We start from the raw sequence: 15,371 nt of genomic DNA on the forward strand, positions 1-15,371 counted from the left end.
GTGTGCGCCGGTCGCGTCGCGACTACGGTGCGAGCGCCGGTTGCGCTGCGCGGATCACGCCGATCACCGCGTCAACCGTCTGGTCGAAGTCGAGTTCAGTCGAATCGACGGTCGTGACGCCGTCGGCCGCGGTCATGAAGTCCACGACTTTGGAATCGGCCGCATCGCGCTTGCGCAACTGCTCCCCCACTGCCTCGGCCGAGGATCCGGCGAGTTCGGCGGAGCGCCTGCCCATTCTAACCGCTTCGGATGCTGTGAGGAGTATGCGAACGGGGGCGTCGGGTGCCACCACCGTCGTGATGTCGCGTCCTTCGACGATGATGCCGGGCGCGTCGACGGCCGCCATGATCGAACGGAACAGCTCGATGAGGTGGCGACGCACCTCGGGAACACGTGCGACGGCGCTGACCACCGCGGAGATCTGCGGGTCGCGGATCGCATCGGTCACATCGATGTCGCCGACGTGCACCGCGTATCCGGTCGGGTCGGTTCCGATGCGATACTCGAACGAGTCGAGGCACGAGGCGACGGATGCCGCGTCATCCGTGTCGACACCGGATGCCTCTGCATGCCAGGCCAACGCGCGATACGCCGCCCCCGTGTCGAGGAATCCGAACCCCAGCCGGCGCGCGACCTCTTTGGACACGCTCGACTTGCCGCTGCCGGCTGGGCCGTCGACGGCGACCACGAACGGGATGACGGGTGGCACGTTCAACCTGCAATCCGCCAGCCGCGGGCGGCCAGCTCGTCGGTGAGATGCTGTTGCACCTCGGGCAGCACCGAGATCTCGGCGAGGCCGATCTGCGCGCCGGGCGAGTGCTCGAGGCGGAGGTCTTCGATATTGGCACCGGCCTCGCCGACGTCGTTGAAGAGGCGGGCGAGCTGGCCCGGCCTGTCGTCGATCATGACGATGAGGCTCGAGTAGCGCCGATCGACGCCGTGCTTGCCGGGCAGCCGTTCGACACCGGTGTTGCCGCCGAAGAGTTCTTCGGCCACGCGGCGACGCGCGCCCGGGGCATCCATGTTCTCGAGTGCGTCGACGAACCGGTCGAGGTCGTCGCGGTAGCCGCGGAGGATCTCGGCGACGGGCGCGGCGTTCTGACCGAGGATCTGCACCCAGAGTTCAGGGTCGCTCGCGGCGACCCGAGTGACATCGCGCAGACCCTGCCCCGCGAGGTTCACCGAAGCATGGGGGGCCTCGATGAGTCGGCGCGCCATGAGACTCGACACCACTTGCGGCACGTGCGAGACGAGGGCGACGGCCGCGTCATGCTGCTCGGGCGTGAGCTCGACGAGCGTGGCGCCGAGATCGAGGATCAGGTCGTCGATCGCCGAGCCGTCTCGGTAGGAGATGCCGCCGTGGGCCGCGACGACCCATGGGCGGCCGACGAAGAGGTCGGCGCGACCCGACATCGGGCCACCGCGTTCTCGCCCGGCCATCGGGTGCGTGCCGATGTAGCGCGAGAGATCGGCCCCGCGTGCTTTCAGGTCTTCGTAGACGGCGAGCTTGACGCTGGCGACATCCGTGACAATCGCCTGCGGGTAGGCATCGAGCTCTGCCGCCACGACATCGGCCGTCACGTCGGGCGGCACGCACACGACGATCAACTGGGGCTGGTCACCGGGTACTGCGGGCCGGCCGGCACCGTAGTCGACGGCGATCGCGAGGTGGGTGGGCGACGCGTCGGCGAGGATCACGTCGATGCCCTTCGCCCGCAGCCCGAGGCCGATGCTGGCGCCGAGCAGGCCGACGCCGACGACGCGAACCGGCCCGACCAGGCGTGATTCGCTCACGTGTCGTTCGCCTCCCCCTCGGCTTCCGCGGCGCTATCCGCGGTTGCTTCCGCGGGCTCACTCGCGGGCTCATTCGCGGGCTCATTCGCGGGCTCATTCGCGGCCCGCGAGATCGTGAGCAGCTCGCCGCGCTCCACCTTCGTCAGTTCGCGCATCTCGCCCGACCGGAGCGTGCCGAGATTCAGTGGCCCGAAGCTGCGACGCACGAGGTCGACGACCGGATGCCCCACGGCATCGAGCATGCGGCGCACGATGCGGTTGCGGCCCGAGTGGAGCGTCAACTCGACCATCGAATGCGCGTCGTCCGCCTGCTGCTGCAGGATGCGTGCGCGGTCGGCCTTGATCGGTCCGTCTTCGAGCTCGATGCCGTTCTTCAGCCCCTGCACGGTCTGCGGGCTCACTCGGCCCGTGACCTTCGCGATGTAGGTCTTCGAGACGCCGAACGAAGGGTGGGCGAGCACGTGGGCGAGGTCGCCGTCGTTCGTGAGCAGCAGCAAGCCGCTCGTCTCGGCGTCGAGCCTGCCCACGTTGAACACGCGCTCCTCGAGGTCATCGGTGAAGCTCGTGAGGTCGGGCCGACCCTGCTCGTCGCGCATCGACGAGACGACGCCGCGCGGCTTGTTCAGCATGTAGTAGCGCTTGGCCGGGTCGAGTTGCACAGCGACACCGTCGACGGCGACCAGGTCGGTCTCGGGATCGATGCGGCGCCCCAGCTCCGTGACGACCTCGCCGTTGACTTCGACCCGGCCCTCGGTGATGTACTGCTCTGAGACTCGGCGGCTCGCGACGCCCGCCGCCGCGAGCACCTTCTGCAGCCGAACGCCCTCGGGAGCGGGTTCCCCGCCCCAGCCGGTTGCGTCAGTCAATGTCGAATCCTTCCTGGCCGTCGTCGAGCAACGGCGAGATGTGCGGCAGCTCGTCGAGCGAGTTGATACCGAGGTTGGTGAGCAGGAGCTCGGTCGTGCCGTAGAGGATCGCGCCCGTCTCGGGATCGGTGTCGACTTCGGTCACGAGTCCGCGACCGAGCAGGGTGCGTACCACCGAGTCCACGTTCACCGCGCGGATGGAGGCGACCTGCGACCGCGTGATCGGCTGCTTGTACGTGATCACCGAGAGCGTCTCGAGCGCAGCCTGCGACAGCTTGGTCGACGACTGCGTCAGCACGAAGTCCGCCACGAGGGCGTCGTACTCGGCTCGGACGTAGAATCGCCAGCCACCGCCCACCTCGCGAAGTTCGAAGCCGCGACGGACGCCGCGCGCCTCGGGCTCCCCTGCGACATCCGTTCGCGGCTCGCCCGACGTGCCGGCGCCGTCGTAGTCGGCGCGGAGTCGAGCGATCGACGCACGCACCTCTGCGACGGGTCGCGCGACCGCAGCCGCCAGCGACACGACGCTCTGCGGTTCGTCGGCGATGAACAGAATCGCCTCGAGTACGCGGTCGAGGTCGAGCCGCGGTTGCCCCGGAACGTCGAGTGGTGTCGAGATCGACAGTTCAGGGCCGTTGCCCTCAGCTGGCGACTCTTCTGGTCGATTCGGGCGCTCTGCGCCGGTATCGAGATTCATCGCCGCGACATCCGTCTCACTCGTCATAGTCCGCCCCCAGGCTCTCGAGGTTCTCATCCGTCCAATTCTCGGCCGACCATCGAAGGGTCAGTTCACCGAGTGGTTCGAGTTGTTCGAAGCCGATCGCCGCGAGACGGTAGAGCTCGAGCACGGCGAGGAAGCGCGCCACGACGAGTCCCGGCTGCGCGACCCCGGCGATGAGCTGGCGAAATGTCACGGGGTCGCCGCGCCGGAGTACCGCCACGACGTGCGCGGCCTGCTCGCGAATCGAGACGAGCGGCGCGTGCAGGTGATCGAGTCCCACCACGGGAATCTCTCGCGGCGTGAGCGCCAGGGCCGCCAGCGCGGCGAAGTCCTCGGCAGAGAGCGTCCACACGAGTTCGGGCGCACGCCGGCGGAACTTCTCCTCGAGCCGTACGTTGCGGGCGTGCCGAAGCGCCTCCTGCTCGAGGTGCCCCGCGAACCACCGCGCAGCCTCCTTGAACGCCCGGTACTGCAGGAGCCTCGCGAAGAGCAAGTCGCGCGCCTCGAGCAGCGCGACGTCTTCAGCATCGACGAGTTCACCCTGCGGCAGCAGCCCGGCGACCTTCAGATCGAGCAGGGTCGCCGCGACCACGAGGAACTCCGACGCCCGGTCGAGCTCCTCCTCGGAATCGAGCCCGCGCAGGTAGGAGATGAACTCGTCGGTCACGGCCGACAGCGACACCTCGGTGATGTCGAGCTCATGCTTCGCGATGAGCGAGAGCAAGAGGTCGAACGGACCCTCGAAGTTGGTGAGGGCGACGCGGAAGCCACCCTCGGGCACCTGCTGCTCGGGGGCCGAAGCCGCTTCAGGCGACCGCGCCACGGAACACCAGCTCCCTGGCGAGCTGGCGGTACGACTTCGACGCCTGGTGCTCGGGAGCGAACTCTGTGATCGGGGTCGCTGCGACGGTCGCGTCGGGGAACTTGACCGTGCGCGTGATGACCGTCTCGAGCACCTTCTCGCCGAACGCATCGACGACCCGCTCGAGCACCTCGCGTGAGTGCAGGGTGCGCGAGTCGTACATCGTCGCGAGGATGCCGTCGAGCTCGATGGCGGGATTCAACCGGTCGCGCACCTTGTCGATCGTCTCGATGAGGAGGGCCACGCCGCGCAGCGCGAAGAACTCGCACTCGAGCGGGATGACCACGCCGTGGCTCGCCGTGAGCGCGTTCACGGTGAGCAGACCGAGCGAGGGCTGGCAGTCGATGAGGATCACGTCGTAGTCGTCGGCGACCCGGCGCAGCACCCCGGCGAGGATCTGCTCGCGGGCGACCTCGGTGACGAGGTGCACTTCTGCCGCGGAGAGGTCGATGTTCGCGGGAATCACGTCGAGGTTCTCGACGCCGGTCTTCTGGATCACGTCGGCCGGGTCGAGCGTGCGCGAGAGCAACAGGTCGTAGATCGTCGGCGCGTCGTGCGTCTGCACGCCGAGACCCGCCGAGAGCGCACCCTGCGGGTCGAAGTCGATCGCGAGCACGCGGCGACCGTACTCGGCGAGCGTGGCCCCGAGGTTGATCGTGGTGGTCGTCTTACCGACCCCGCCCTTCTGATTGCAGAGGGCGATGATGCGCGCCGGACCGTGGGTGGTCAAGGCCTTGGGCTCGGGGAATTCGCGATGAGGACGACCAGTGGGACCGAGCTCTGGCGGAAGCGTTGCGATTCCGTTCGCTGAGTCGCGCTTCTGGTGCGTCACGTGTTCACTCTCTCCTGGGGCCGGGCGGGTGCTTGCTTGATTCTAGCGAGCACGCGGGTGGGCCGCCGTGTACATCTCCCGGAGTGTATCGGCTGTGACGAGCGTGTAGATCTGCGTCGTCGCGACCGAGGAGTGCCCGAGCAGCTCCTGCACGACGCGCACATCCGCACCGCCTTCGAGCAGATGAGTCGCGAAGGAGTGCCGCAGAGTATGCGGTGAGACGGATGTCGCGAGCCCTGCCACCTCGGCGGCATCACGGATCGCCTCCCACGCGGCCTGCCGCGACATCCGCTTGCCGCGCACGCCGAGAAAGAGCGCGGGCGTCGCCGTCCCGCGTGCGGAGAGCAACGGCCGGGCCCGCACGAGGTACGCGTCCACCGCCCGCCGGGCATAGCTTCCAAGCGGAACGACGCGCTGCTTGCCGCCCTTGCCGAAGAGTCGCACCACCTCTTGGTCGACGAGGTCGTCGACGTTCAGCGACACCGCTTCGGACACGCGCGCCCCTGTGGCGTAGAGGAGCTCGAGCAGGGCCATGTCGCGCAGGTCGGTCGGTTCCTCGCCGCCGGCAGCGGCGATGAGCGCCTCGACATCGTCGACCGGGATCGCCTTCGGCAGCCGCATGGGCAGCTTCGGCGGGCGCAGCTCCCGCGACACGTCTGCGGGAACGACTCCTTCTTCGGTGAGAAATCGATGCAGCCCCCGCACCGCGGACAGCACGCGAGCGATCGATGACGTCGCCAGCGTCGGCACTCGTTCGGCGCCGAGGAACCGGATGAAATCGCTGAGGTCCTGCTCCATCACGGCCGCCGGCCCCTCGATGCCACGAGCAGCGAGCCAGTCCGCGTAGATCACGAGGTCGCGACGATACGAGGCGATGGTGTTCCGCGCGAGTCCCCGCTCCACGGCGAGATGCCGGAGATAGTCGTCGACCGGCGTGCGGGTCATCGCCGCGACGGCTCCGAACGACCGACGGCCCGGCCCGGCCACGGTGCATCCGCCTGGCCCAGGCTCGACCAACCGCGTGCTCGCGCCGCAGCGGCGGACAGCACCGCGATGGCGAGCGGCGCATTGCGGATGCGCCGCTCGAGCACCGCGTCGATGCACTCGTCGAGCGGCACCCAGCGGGTCTCCATGTCGGCCTCTTCGGCCTCGCGTGCGAACGCGTCGGCGGTGGCCGAGAGCCCTCGAGCGAGGTAGACCCGAATCAGTTCGTCGCTGCCGCCCGGTGAGGTCGCGAAGTCGGTGAGCACCGCCCAATCGGATGCCTCGAGGTCGGCCTCTTCGGCCAGCTCCCGTTTCGCGGCCGCAAGCGGGTCTTCACCGTCGATGTCGAGCAACCCCGCGGGGATCTCCCAGTCGCGCATGCGCACCGGATGCCGGTACTGCTTGATCAGGAACGCACGGTCGTCGTCGTCGAGGGCCAGCACGCCGACAGCGCCGGTGTGGTCCATGTACTCGCGCACGATCGTCTCGCCGCCGAACTCGAAGGCATCACGGCGGATGTCCCACACGCGACCTTCGAAGACGCGCTCGCTCGTGACGATCGGCACCTCGACGCGTTCGTCGGCGAGCGGCTCTCGCAACTCGCCGACGCCGGTCTCGCGCAGATCAGCCATTGTTGACGTCGAACAGCAGGCTCGCCTGCTGGCGCTCGAGCGCAGCGCCGACGAGGCCGCGGAACAGCGGGTGCGGATCGTTCGGGCGGCTGCGCAACTCGGGGTGCGCCTGGGTGCCGACGTAGAACGGGTGCACGTCGCGCGGCAGTTCGACGAATTCGACGAGGTGTCGATCGGGCGACATGCCCGAGAACGTCAGGCCGGCCTGTGCGATGCGATCGCGGTAGACGTTGTTGACCTCGTAGCGGTGCCGGTGCCGCTCGGAGACCTCCGTCGAGCCGTAGAGCTCGGCCGCGATCGACCCCACGGCGAGCTTCGCCGGGTAGAGACCGAGGCGCATGGTGCCGCCGAGGTCGCCGCCGGCGATGATCTCGACCTGCTCCTCCATCGTCGCGATGACGGGGAACTCGGTGTCGGGATCGAACTCGCTCGACGATGCACCCGGCAGGCCCGCCACGTTGCGCGAGTACTCGATGACCATGCACTGCAGACCGAGGCAGAGGCCGAGCACGGGAATGCCGTTCTCACGGGCGAAGTGCAGGGCGCCGAGCTTGCCCTCGATGCCGCGCACGCCGAATCCGCCGGGCACGCAGATGCCGTCGAGGTGGGCCAAGTGCTTCTGGGCCCCCTCTGGCGTCTGACACTCGTCAGATGGGATCCACTCGATCTTGACCTTCGTGTCGTTGGCGAACCCACCGGCGCGCAACGCCTCGGTGACCGAGAGGTACGCGTCGGGCAGGTCGATGTACTTGCCGACGAGGCCGATCGTCACCTCGTGCTTCGGCTGGTGCACGACGTCGAGCAGTTCGCTCCAGCCTGACCAGTCCACGTCTGCCGCGGTGAGTCCGAGCGCGTCGATGATGTAGGAGTCGAGCCCCTGGTCGTGCAGCATCGTGGGGATCTCATAGATCGACGGCACGTCGACCGCGTTCACGACGGCCGCCTCGTCGACATCGCACATGAGCGCGATCTTGCGCTTGTTCGATTCGGTGACCGGCCGGTCGCTGCGGAGCACGAGGGCGTCGGGCTGGATGCCGATGGAACGGAGCGCGGCGACTGAGTGCTGCGTTGGCTTCGTCTTCTGTTCACCCGATGCGCCCATGAACGGAACGAGCGAGACGTGCACGAAGAACACGTTCTTGCGGCCGAGCTCGTGGCGCACCTGGCGGGCCGACTCGATGAACGGCTGCGACTCGATGTCGCCGACGGTGCCGCCGATCTCGGTGATGATCACATCGGGCTTCGGCGACTCCGAGGCCTGCAGCCGCATACGCCGCTTGATCTCGTCGGTGATGTGCGGGATGACCTGCACCGTGTCGCCGAGATACTCGCCACGTCGCTCTTTGGCGATGACCGTCGAGTAGATCTGACCGGTCGTGACGTTCGCCGCCTGGCTCAGATTGATGTCGAGGAACCGCTCGTAGTGCCCGATGTCGAGGTCGGTTTCGGCGCCGTCGTCGGTGACGAAGACCTCACCGTGCTGGAACGGGTTCATCGTGCCCGGATCCACATTGAGATAGGGATCGAGCTTCTGCATGACGACTCGCAGGCCCCTGGCTGTCAGGAGATTGCCGAGACTCGCCGCCGTGAGTCCCTTGCCCAACGAAGAAACGACGCCACCCGTCACAAAAATGTGCTTGGTCTCGCCGTTCGTCGACTCAGGGATCGAATTGTTGTCTGTGCTCGAAGGAGCTGTTCCGCGTTCATCCACCACGGGCTTATAGTCTAACTCACGTTCCCGGCCGTTCGCCCCGACATGCCCCACGCGCTCCCCCATCTCTGCTCGGGATCCCGTTGATCCCCCATCGCGCACGGCCTTCGGCCGCGCATCACGCCGCGCGATCTGCGGCGATCTCCAACAATTCCCGCGCGTGCGCGAGTCCGCTCTCCGAGTCGGTGAGCCCTGACAGCAACCGTGCCATCTCGGCCTCGCGCTCGGCGCCCGCGAGCTGGCGCACGCTCGACGAGGTGACCTGACCGTCGGTGCCCTTCACCACGCTCAGGTGATTCGTCGCGAACGCGGCGACCTGTGCGAGGTGAGTGACGACGATGACTTGGGAGCGTTCGGCGAGTCGTGCGAGTCGGCGGCCGATCTCGATCGCCGCCGCACCGCCGACTCCCGCGTCGACCTCGTCGAAGACGAACGTCGGAACCGGATAGCTGCCCGCGATGACGACCTCGATCGCAAGCATCACCCGTGAAAGCTCACCGCCCGACGCGCCACGCGAGACCGGTCGGGGCTCGGCTCCTGGATGCGGGCGGAGCAGGATGGACACGATGTCTCGGCCATGCGCGACCGCCTCGGGCGCCGCCTCGATGGAGACCGCCAACTGGGCGTCGGGCATCGCGAGCGCTGCGAGCTCGTTCGTGACCGCGGCGGCCAAACGGCCGGCTGCCTCGGTGCGTACGACGGTCACCTGCCCGGCGAGCAGATCGACCTGGGCCTCGAGTGCGGCGACGGATGCCTCGAGCCCCTCGATGCGCTCATCATCGCTGTCGAGCTCGATGAGCCGCAGTCCCCCGCTGCGGCGGAACTCGAGCACTTCGTCGAGACTGCCGTGGCGGCGAATGAGCCCCCCGAGCATCGCACGTCGTTCGTTGACGACTTCGAGCTCGCGAGCGCCGTCGGCGTCGAGACCCGCGAGGTATCCCGACAGCTCCGCCGCAGCATCTGCGAGGAGGAATCCGGCGTTCGTCAGCACCTCGGTGATCGGCTGCAGGGCGGGGTCGTGCTCAGACACGCGTTCGAGGTGCCGACGGGCCCCGTCGACGAGCGCCACGGCATCGGGTGCGTCGTCGACGACGTCTTCAGCCGAGACGAGTGTGCGTGCCTGCGCAGCGGCGAGGCGGAGTTCTTCGAGATTCGACAGGCGATCGGCGCGCTCTTGGAGTTCGACGTCTTCACCGGGCTGCGGGTCTGCAACTTCGACCTCGTCGAGCGCTGCGCGCAGCTCCGCCGCCTCACTGGTGCGCGCGTCGTGGGCCTCACGCAAACGGTCGAGCTCAGCGGCATCCGTTCGCCAGGCGTTGAAGGCCGTGCGGTACTCGTCGAGCACGCTCTGCAGGGCCTGCCCCGCGAAGCGATCGAGCGCCTCACGCTGGGCGACCGCGGAACGGAGTCGTTGCTGGTCGGCCTGCCCATGCACGACGACGAGTTCGTCGCCGAGTTCGGCGAGCACGCCGACCGGTGCACTGCGGCCGCCCACCACGGCGCGGCTGCGCCCTTCAGCGGAGACCGAGCGCCCCAGCAGCAGCTCACCGGCCTCGACTTCGCCGCCCGTCTCGGCCACGCGTTCGGCGATCGCGCCGTCGTCGGGCACCACCCAGCGCCCCTCGACCCAAGCCTGCTTGGCACCGGCGCGCACGGAGCCCGCGTCGGCACGGGAGCCGAGCAGCAGCCCGAGGGCCGTCACCACCATGGTCTTGCCTGCACCGGTCTCACCCGTCACCGCAGTGAAACCCGGACCGAGTGGAAGGGTCGCCTCGGCGATGACGCCGAGGTCGCGGATGCCGAGCTCCTCAATCAACGCAGCCCCCACTCAGCGCCGCCTTCTTTCGATGCAGCCTCACTCACGCCCCACCGGCCCCCTCCACCCGGTGACCGGGAGCTGGAACTTGTTCACGAGACGATCGGTGAACGGCGCCTCGTGAAGTCGCGCGAGGCGCACTGGAACCGGAGACCTGCGCACGATGACCCGAGCCCCGGGCGGCAGGTCGAAGGTGCGACGGCCGTCGCACCAGATGACTGCGGATGCCTCGGTGCGCTGCAGGATCTCGACCACGAGGGACGACTCGGGGCCGACAACGAGCGGACGCGCGAACAGGGCATGGGCGCTGAGCGGAACGAGCAGCAGGGCCTCGAGACTCGGCCAGACGACCGGGCCACCCGCCGAGAACGAGTAGGCGGTGGAGCCGGTCGGCGTCGACATCACGACGCCGTCGCACCCGAACGACGAGAGCGGCCGACGGTCGACCTCGATGACGACCTCGAGCATCCGCTCGCGCTCCGCCTTCTCGACCGTGACCTCGTTGAGCGCCCAGCTCTCGTAGACGACGTCGGTGCCGATCTTCGCACGCACCGAGAGGGTCATCCGCTCTTCGACGGTGTAATCCCGCGCGAGTGCCCGGCTCACGGTGTATCCGAGATCGTCGCGCTCACTCTCGGCGAGGAATCCGACGTGGCCGAGATTCACGCCGAGCAACGGCACCGGGAAGTCGCGCATGATCTCGGCTGCGCGCAGAATCGTACCGTCGCCACCGAGCACGATGACGAGCTCGATGCCGGCGGGGTCGGTCTCTTCGAACCGCTCGACCTCGCCGTTGAGCTCGGGCACGAAGACATGCACGTCATCCCAGTGTTCGGCCGCGATCACCGGGATGGCGCCGGCCGCGAGCAGTTGCGCGCACACCTCGCTCGTCGCCTCGAGGGCCGCCTGACGGCCGGTGTGCGAGACAACGAGGAAGCGCCGTGCGTCATTCACGCCTTCGTCCTCCCTGCCAGTTCGTCGACCCGACCTGTCCATTCTGTCGGACTCGCACCGCGCACCGCGCTCAGATGCACGAAGTATTCGAGGTTTCCGTGACCGCCCGCGATTGGGGAGGACAGGATGCCGACCGTGCCGAGCCCTTCGTCGAAGGCCGCCCAGAGCACGTTCGACACCGCCTCGGAGCGGAGTCCGGCATCGCGGACCACGCCTTCGCGCGCGCCCCCGCGCCCGACTTCGAACTGCGGTTTGACGAGCAGCACGAAGTCGGCGTCTTGCGTCCCCGTGGCTTTCAGCGCCGGCAACACCACCGTGAGGGAGATGAACGACAGGTCAGCGACGACGAGCGATGGCCGCTCGTCGATGCCGGTGAGCTCGGCGAGGCGTGCGGCGTCGAGGTGGCGCACATTGCAGCCCTCGACGAGCACGAGTCGTGCCTCGCCGACGAGTTCTGGTGCGAGCTGACCGTGACCCACGTCGACTGCCAATACCTGGCGCGCGGCGCGCTCGAGCAGCACCTGGCTGAATCCTCCGGTCGAGGCTCCCGCGTCGAGAACGACGCGGCCCTCGACGGCGACGTCGAATCCATCGAGGCCGGCGATGAGCTTGTGCGCTGCTCGGCTCACATAGTGATCGGATGCCGCGACCCCGAGTCGCGCCTCATCGCTGACCTTCGTTGCGGCCTTCGTCACCGGGCGCCCATCGACGGTCACGACCCCCGAGGTGATCAGCGTTGCGGCGTGAGTGCGAGAACGTGCGAGCCCGCGAGCCGCAAGGGCCGCGTCGAGGCGTTGTTCGGTCATGCGTCAGGAACGCAGCGACGGGTCGGACTGCTCGAGCTGTGCACGCAACCGATCGGCGAGACTCTGATACCCCGCGGCACGCTCGGAGAGCGGGCGCGCTTCGATATCGGCGAGCAGGCCGGGCGTCGCTTCGGATGCCTCGCCGAGCTCACCAGCGGTCGACACTGCGGGCGTGCTCGCCTCGCGGCTTCGATCGGGTTCTGTGCTCACCCCTCAACGCTACCCCGACAGACCGACGCGCGGGTCGATGACATCGGCGCTGCTCGGAATCCCACGTCGGGTTCTGATGATGGCACGGCCGCCGGTCAGCTGTAGAGGCGCTCCGGCACCTCGAGCACGTGGATCGACGTGCCCGACTGCCAGATCGCCGCGCACGCCGCTCGAAGCAGGTCGATACCGCCATCACCCTCATCGACGATCTCGACGCGACCGCCGACCACCCGAACCCGAGCAGCGCCGACACGTAGGGCGCCGCCGCGAACCGCTTCAGTCGCCGGGTACGGCTCGTGGAGCCCATCGAGGTCGGCGAGGATGAAGTCCGGCCGGCTCGACGCATCGGCGGCCAGCAGGTGCTTCGCGCGGTCGATTCCGGTGAGCACGATCGCGCTCAGCATGCCGGCGCGGTTCGCACCCAGGATGTCGGTGTCGAGGCGATCTCCGACCACGAGTGGCTGCTCAGCGGCGAATCGGCGCCTGGCCTCGTCGAAGATCGGCGTCTCGGGCTTGCCTGCGACCAGCGGGAACCGACCGACGGCCGTGTGCACCGCCGAGACGAGGGTGCCGTTACCGGGGGCGATACCTCTGGCAACGGGGATCGTCCAGTCCATGTTCGTCGCGATCCAGGGAATACCCGGCGTCGCGGCATCCGGCCCGCCGTTCGCGTTCAGTGCGAAGCTCGCCTCGGCGAGATCGCGCCAGCTGATATCGGGCGCGAACCCCTGCACGAGCGCGTCGGGGGCGTCGTCGGCCGAGCGCGTCACCCGGTATCCTCGCTTCTCGAGTTCGGTGACGATGCCCTCGCCGCCGACGACGAACACGAGCGCGCCTGGCGCCACCTGCTGGTCGAGCAGGCTCATCGCCGCCTGCGGCGAGGTGACGACGTCGCTCGCCACCACATCGAGGCCGAGTTCGGCAAGATGGCGGGCGACGGATGCATCGCTTCGCGACGCGTTGTTCGTGATGTATCCGACTGCGTGGTGCTGCTTGGCGCGGTTGAGGCTCTCGACAGCACGCGGGATCGCATCGGCTCCCGCATAGACGACGCCGTCGAGATCGGCGAGCACCGCGTCGACCCCGTCGAGCGGGGTCGACGTCTCAGTCTTCGCGCGAAACAGGCCCATCGGGCGCGCCCTCGTTCTCGTCGTCTTCGAGTGCTGCGCCTTCGGCGATCACCGCTGCGACGTCGTCTTCGAGCACGGCACCCGGGTCGTCGTCGGCAGCCGCATCCGTGTTCGGCGCGGGTGAGGTCGGCTCTGACTCCGCCGCGTCATGGGCGATCGTCTCGTCAGTCGACGGTTCGACCGCATCCGGTTGTTCTGACTCGATCGTTTCGTCGATCTCGATCTCGAAGATCTCGATCGACTCGGCCTCGGCCGGGCCGCCGAGGGCCGCTTCAGCGCGATCTGCGCGAGCACGCCACTCCTTCGCCTGGGCCGTGCGGCCGAGCTCTTCGAGTACCTCTGCGTATGCGGCGAACAGCGCGGGACTGTACGAAAACGCCTTGTCGGGCTCGAGCTGCGGAATCTCGAGTTCGGCGAGGGCGATCTCAGGCTGCCCGAGGTCGAGACGTGCACCCGACATCGCGATCGCGAGTCCGACCTGCACCGCAGCGGGCAGCGTCGAGCGATCGACCGCACGCCCGACCTCGAGTGCACGGTCGGGGCGCCCGACACCGCGCTCACTGTCGACCAGGAGCGGCAGTTGATCGTTACTGCCGGAGATCCGTCGATAGGTGCGCAATTCGCGGAGGGCAAGCCCGAAGTCGCCGGTCGCATACGCCGTGATCGCGAGCGTTTCGCGCACGACCGAGACGCGGCCGGCCCGACGAGCTGCCGACATCGCGTGCTGGTGCGCGAGCTCCGGGTCGTCGTCGAGCAAGAGGGATGCCGCGACGAGGTGACGAGCCACCCAGTCAGCGTTCTCCTTGCTCAGGGTCTTGAGCTCGGCGCGAGCACCCTTGTCGAGATCGCGCGCTTCGATCGACTCATCGATCTCGGGGGCGTCGTGACGAGGGCGCACTTGCAACTCGGCTGCACCGTACGTCTCGCGAGGAGCGTCACGCTGCTCGTCGCGGCCTGCAGGTCGGCCGCCGCGCGGCGCGTTCCCGTAGGGCTTCTTCGCATCACGATCACCGTAGGGGCGCTTCGCATCATGGTCCCCGTACGGCTTCTTCGCATCACGATCACCGTAGGGGCGCTTCGCATCACGGTCCCCGTACGGCTTCTTCGCATCACGGTCCCCGTACGGCTTCTTCGCATCACGATCCCCGTACGGCTTCTTCGCATCACGATCCCCGTACGGCTTCTTCGCATCACGGTCTCCGTAGGGCTTCTTCGCATCACGATCACCGTAGGGGCGCTTCGCATCACGGTCCCCGTAGGGCTTCTTCGCGTCACGGTCCCCGTAGGGCTTCTTCGCGTCACGATCACCGTAGGGCTTCTTCGCGTCACGATCACCGTAGGGGCGCTTCGCGTCACGATCACCGTACGGTTTCTTCGCGTCACGATCACCGTACGGTTTCTTCGCGTCACGATCACCGTACGGTTTCTTCGCGTCACGATCACCGTACGGTTTCTTCGCGTCACGATCACCGTAGGGCTTCTTCGCATCGCCCGAGCCGGCGGGGCGCTTGGCGTCGCGATCACCGTACGGTTTCTTCGCGTCACGATCACCGTACGGTTTCTTCGCGTCACGATCACCGTACGGTTTCTTCGCGTCACGATCACCGTACGGTTTCTTCGCGTCACGATCACCGTAGGGCTTCTTCGCATCGCCCGAGCCGGCGGGGCGCTTGGCGTCGCTGTACGAGCGCTTCGAGGCCGAACCGTCACGAGCTCCCGAGGATGGGCGACCGCCCCCAGCTCCGCGAGCGGTTCCGTCACCACTCCGGCCGCGCTGACCGCCTCGATCCTGGCGTCCCTGATCTGCAGAGTCATGCCTTGAGTCGCTCACGATTGTCCCGTCGAGTGTGGAGTCCTCATGGGACTCAACCGTACTTGGCCGCGTTGTGAAGCGACCCGTTAACGAAGAATGGCCACCCGTCTTCGGGTGGCCACTCTCCTCAATGATTGTCCGGCGGTGTCCTACTCTCCCACAGGGTCCCCCCTGCAGTACCATCGGCGCTGCGAGTCTTAGCTTCCGGGTTCGGAATGTGTCCGGGCGTTTCCCTCGCGC

The 15,371-nt window shown here is 67.9% G+C and carries 15 protein-coding genes and 1 rRNA gene; all 16 read right to left on the reverse strand.

The window, feature by feature from the left end:
• Positions 1-22: 22 nt before the first annotated feature.
• Positions 23-715 (reverse strand): (d)CMP kinase, encoded by a 693-nt coding sequence (gene cmk, locus AC1C2S_RS20230; protein ID WP_495354385.1) that lies wholly within the window; start codon positions 713-715, stop codon positions 23-25.
• Positions 712-1,794, reverse strand: a complete 1,083-nt coding sequence (locus AC1C2S_RS20235) for a prephenate dehydrogenase (RefSeq protein ID WP_495354386.1) — start codon at positions 1,792-1,794, stop codon at positions 712-714. The genes cmk and AC1C2S_RS20235 overlap by 4 nt, the downstream gene beginning before the upstream one ends.
• Entirely contained in the window at positions 1,791-2,660 is an 870-nt protein-coding gene (locus AC1C2S_RS20240; protein ID WP_495354387.1) for a pseudouridine synthase, read from the reverse strand. The genes AC1C2S_RS20235 and AC1C2S_RS20240 overlap by 4 nt, the downstream gene beginning before the upstream one ends.
• On the reverse strand, positions 2,653-3,384 hold the full coding sequence (gene scpB / locus AC1C2S_RS20245; RefSeq protein WP_495354388.1) for an SMC-Scp complex subunit ScpB: 732 nt from the start codon (positions 3,382-3,384) through the stop codon (positions 2,653-2,655). The genes AC1C2S_RS20240 and scpB overlap by 8 nt, the downstream gene beginning before the upstream one ends.
• Entirely contained in the window at positions 3,374-4,204 is an 831-nt protein-coding gene (locus AC1C2S_RS20250) for a segregation and condensation protein A (RefSeq protein ID WP_495354389.1), read from the reverse strand. Before AC1C2S_RS20250 ends, scpB begins: the two co-directional genes overlap by 11 nt.
• Positions 4,188-5,075: a ParA family protein gene (locus AC1C2S_RS20255; RefSeq protein ID WP_495354390.1), complete on the reverse strand. Its 888-nt coding sequence runs from the start codon at positions 5,073-5,075 to the stop codon at positions 4,188-4,190. The genes AC1C2S_RS20250 and AC1C2S_RS20255 overlap by 17 nt, the downstream gene beginning before the upstream one ends.
• 42 nt (positions 5,076-5,117) lie before the next feature.
• Complete coding sequence (xerD, locus tag AC1C2S_RS20260; RefSeq protein WP_495354391.1) at positions 5,118-6,020, reverse strand: site-specific tyrosine recombinase XerD; 903 nt, start codon at positions 6,018-6,020, stop codon at positions 5,118-5,120.
• Positions 6,017-6,691 (reverse strand): NUDIX domain-containing protein, encoded by a 675-nt coding sequence (locus AC1C2S_RS20265; RefSeq protein WP_495354392.1) that lies wholly within the window; start codon positions 6,689-6,691, stop codon positions 6,017-6,019. Before AC1C2S_RS20265 ends, xerD begins: the two co-directional genes overlap by 4 nt.
• Positions 6,684-8,468: a CTP synthase gene (gene pyrG / locus AC1C2S_RS20270; RefSeq protein WP_495354393.1), complete on the reverse strand. Its 1,785-nt coding sequence runs from the start codon at positions 8,466-8,468 to the stop codon at positions 6,684-6,686. Before pyrG ends, AC1C2S_RS20265 begins: the two co-directional genes overlap by 8 nt.
• A 52-nt stretch (positions 8,469-8,520) precedes the next feature.
• A complete protein-coding gene (recN, locus tag AC1C2S_RS20275; RefSeq protein ID WP_495354435.1) occupies positions 8,521-10,218 on the reverse strand; it encodes a DNA repair protein RecN in 1,698 nt (565 codons plus the stop codon).
• Positions 10,219-10,257: 39 nt separating this feature from the next.
• A complete protein-coding gene (locus AC1C2S_RS20280; protein ID WP_495354394.1) occupies positions 10,258-11,214 on the reverse strand; it encodes an NAD kinase in 957 nt (318 codons plus the stop codon).
• Positions 11,169-11,978: a TlyA family RNA methyltransferase gene (locus AC1C2S_RS20285; RefSeq protein WP_495354395.1), complete on the reverse strand. Its 810-nt coding sequence runs from the start codon at positions 11,976-11,978 to the stop codon at positions 11,169-11,171. The genes AC1C2S_RS20280 and AC1C2S_RS20285 overlap by 46 nt, the downstream gene beginning before the upstream one ends.
• A 3-nt stretch (positions 11,979-11,981) precedes the next feature.
• The gene (locus tag AC1C2S_RS20290) at positions 11,982-12,188 is read right to left on the reverse strand and encodes a hypothetical protein (protein ID WP_495354396.1); all 207 of its coding nucleotides are present in this window, start codon (positions 12,186-12,188) and stop codon (positions 11,982-11,984) included.
• A gap of 95 nt (positions 12,189-12,283) precedes the next feature.
• Positions 12,284-13,318, reverse strand: coding sequence for an HAD-IIA family hydrolase (locus AC1C2S_RS20295; RefSeq protein ID WP_495354397.1), 1,035 nt, complete (start codon positions 13,316-13,318; stop codon positions 12,284-12,286).
• Positions 13,293-15,149, reverse strand: coding sequence for a primosomal protein (locus AC1C2S_RS20300; RefSeq protein WP_495354398.1), 1,857 nt, complete (start codon positions 15,147-15,149; stop codon positions 13,293-13,295). The genes AC1C2S_RS20295 and AC1C2S_RS20300 overlap by 26 nt, the downstream gene beginning before the upstream one ends.
• 118 nt (positions 15,150-15,267) lie before the next feature.
• Positions 15,268-15,371, reverse strand: a 5S ribosomal RNA gene (gene rrf / locus AC1C2S_RS20305); the annotation flags it as partial.

The organism is Agromyces sp. Y782 (genome assembly GCF_059445405.1).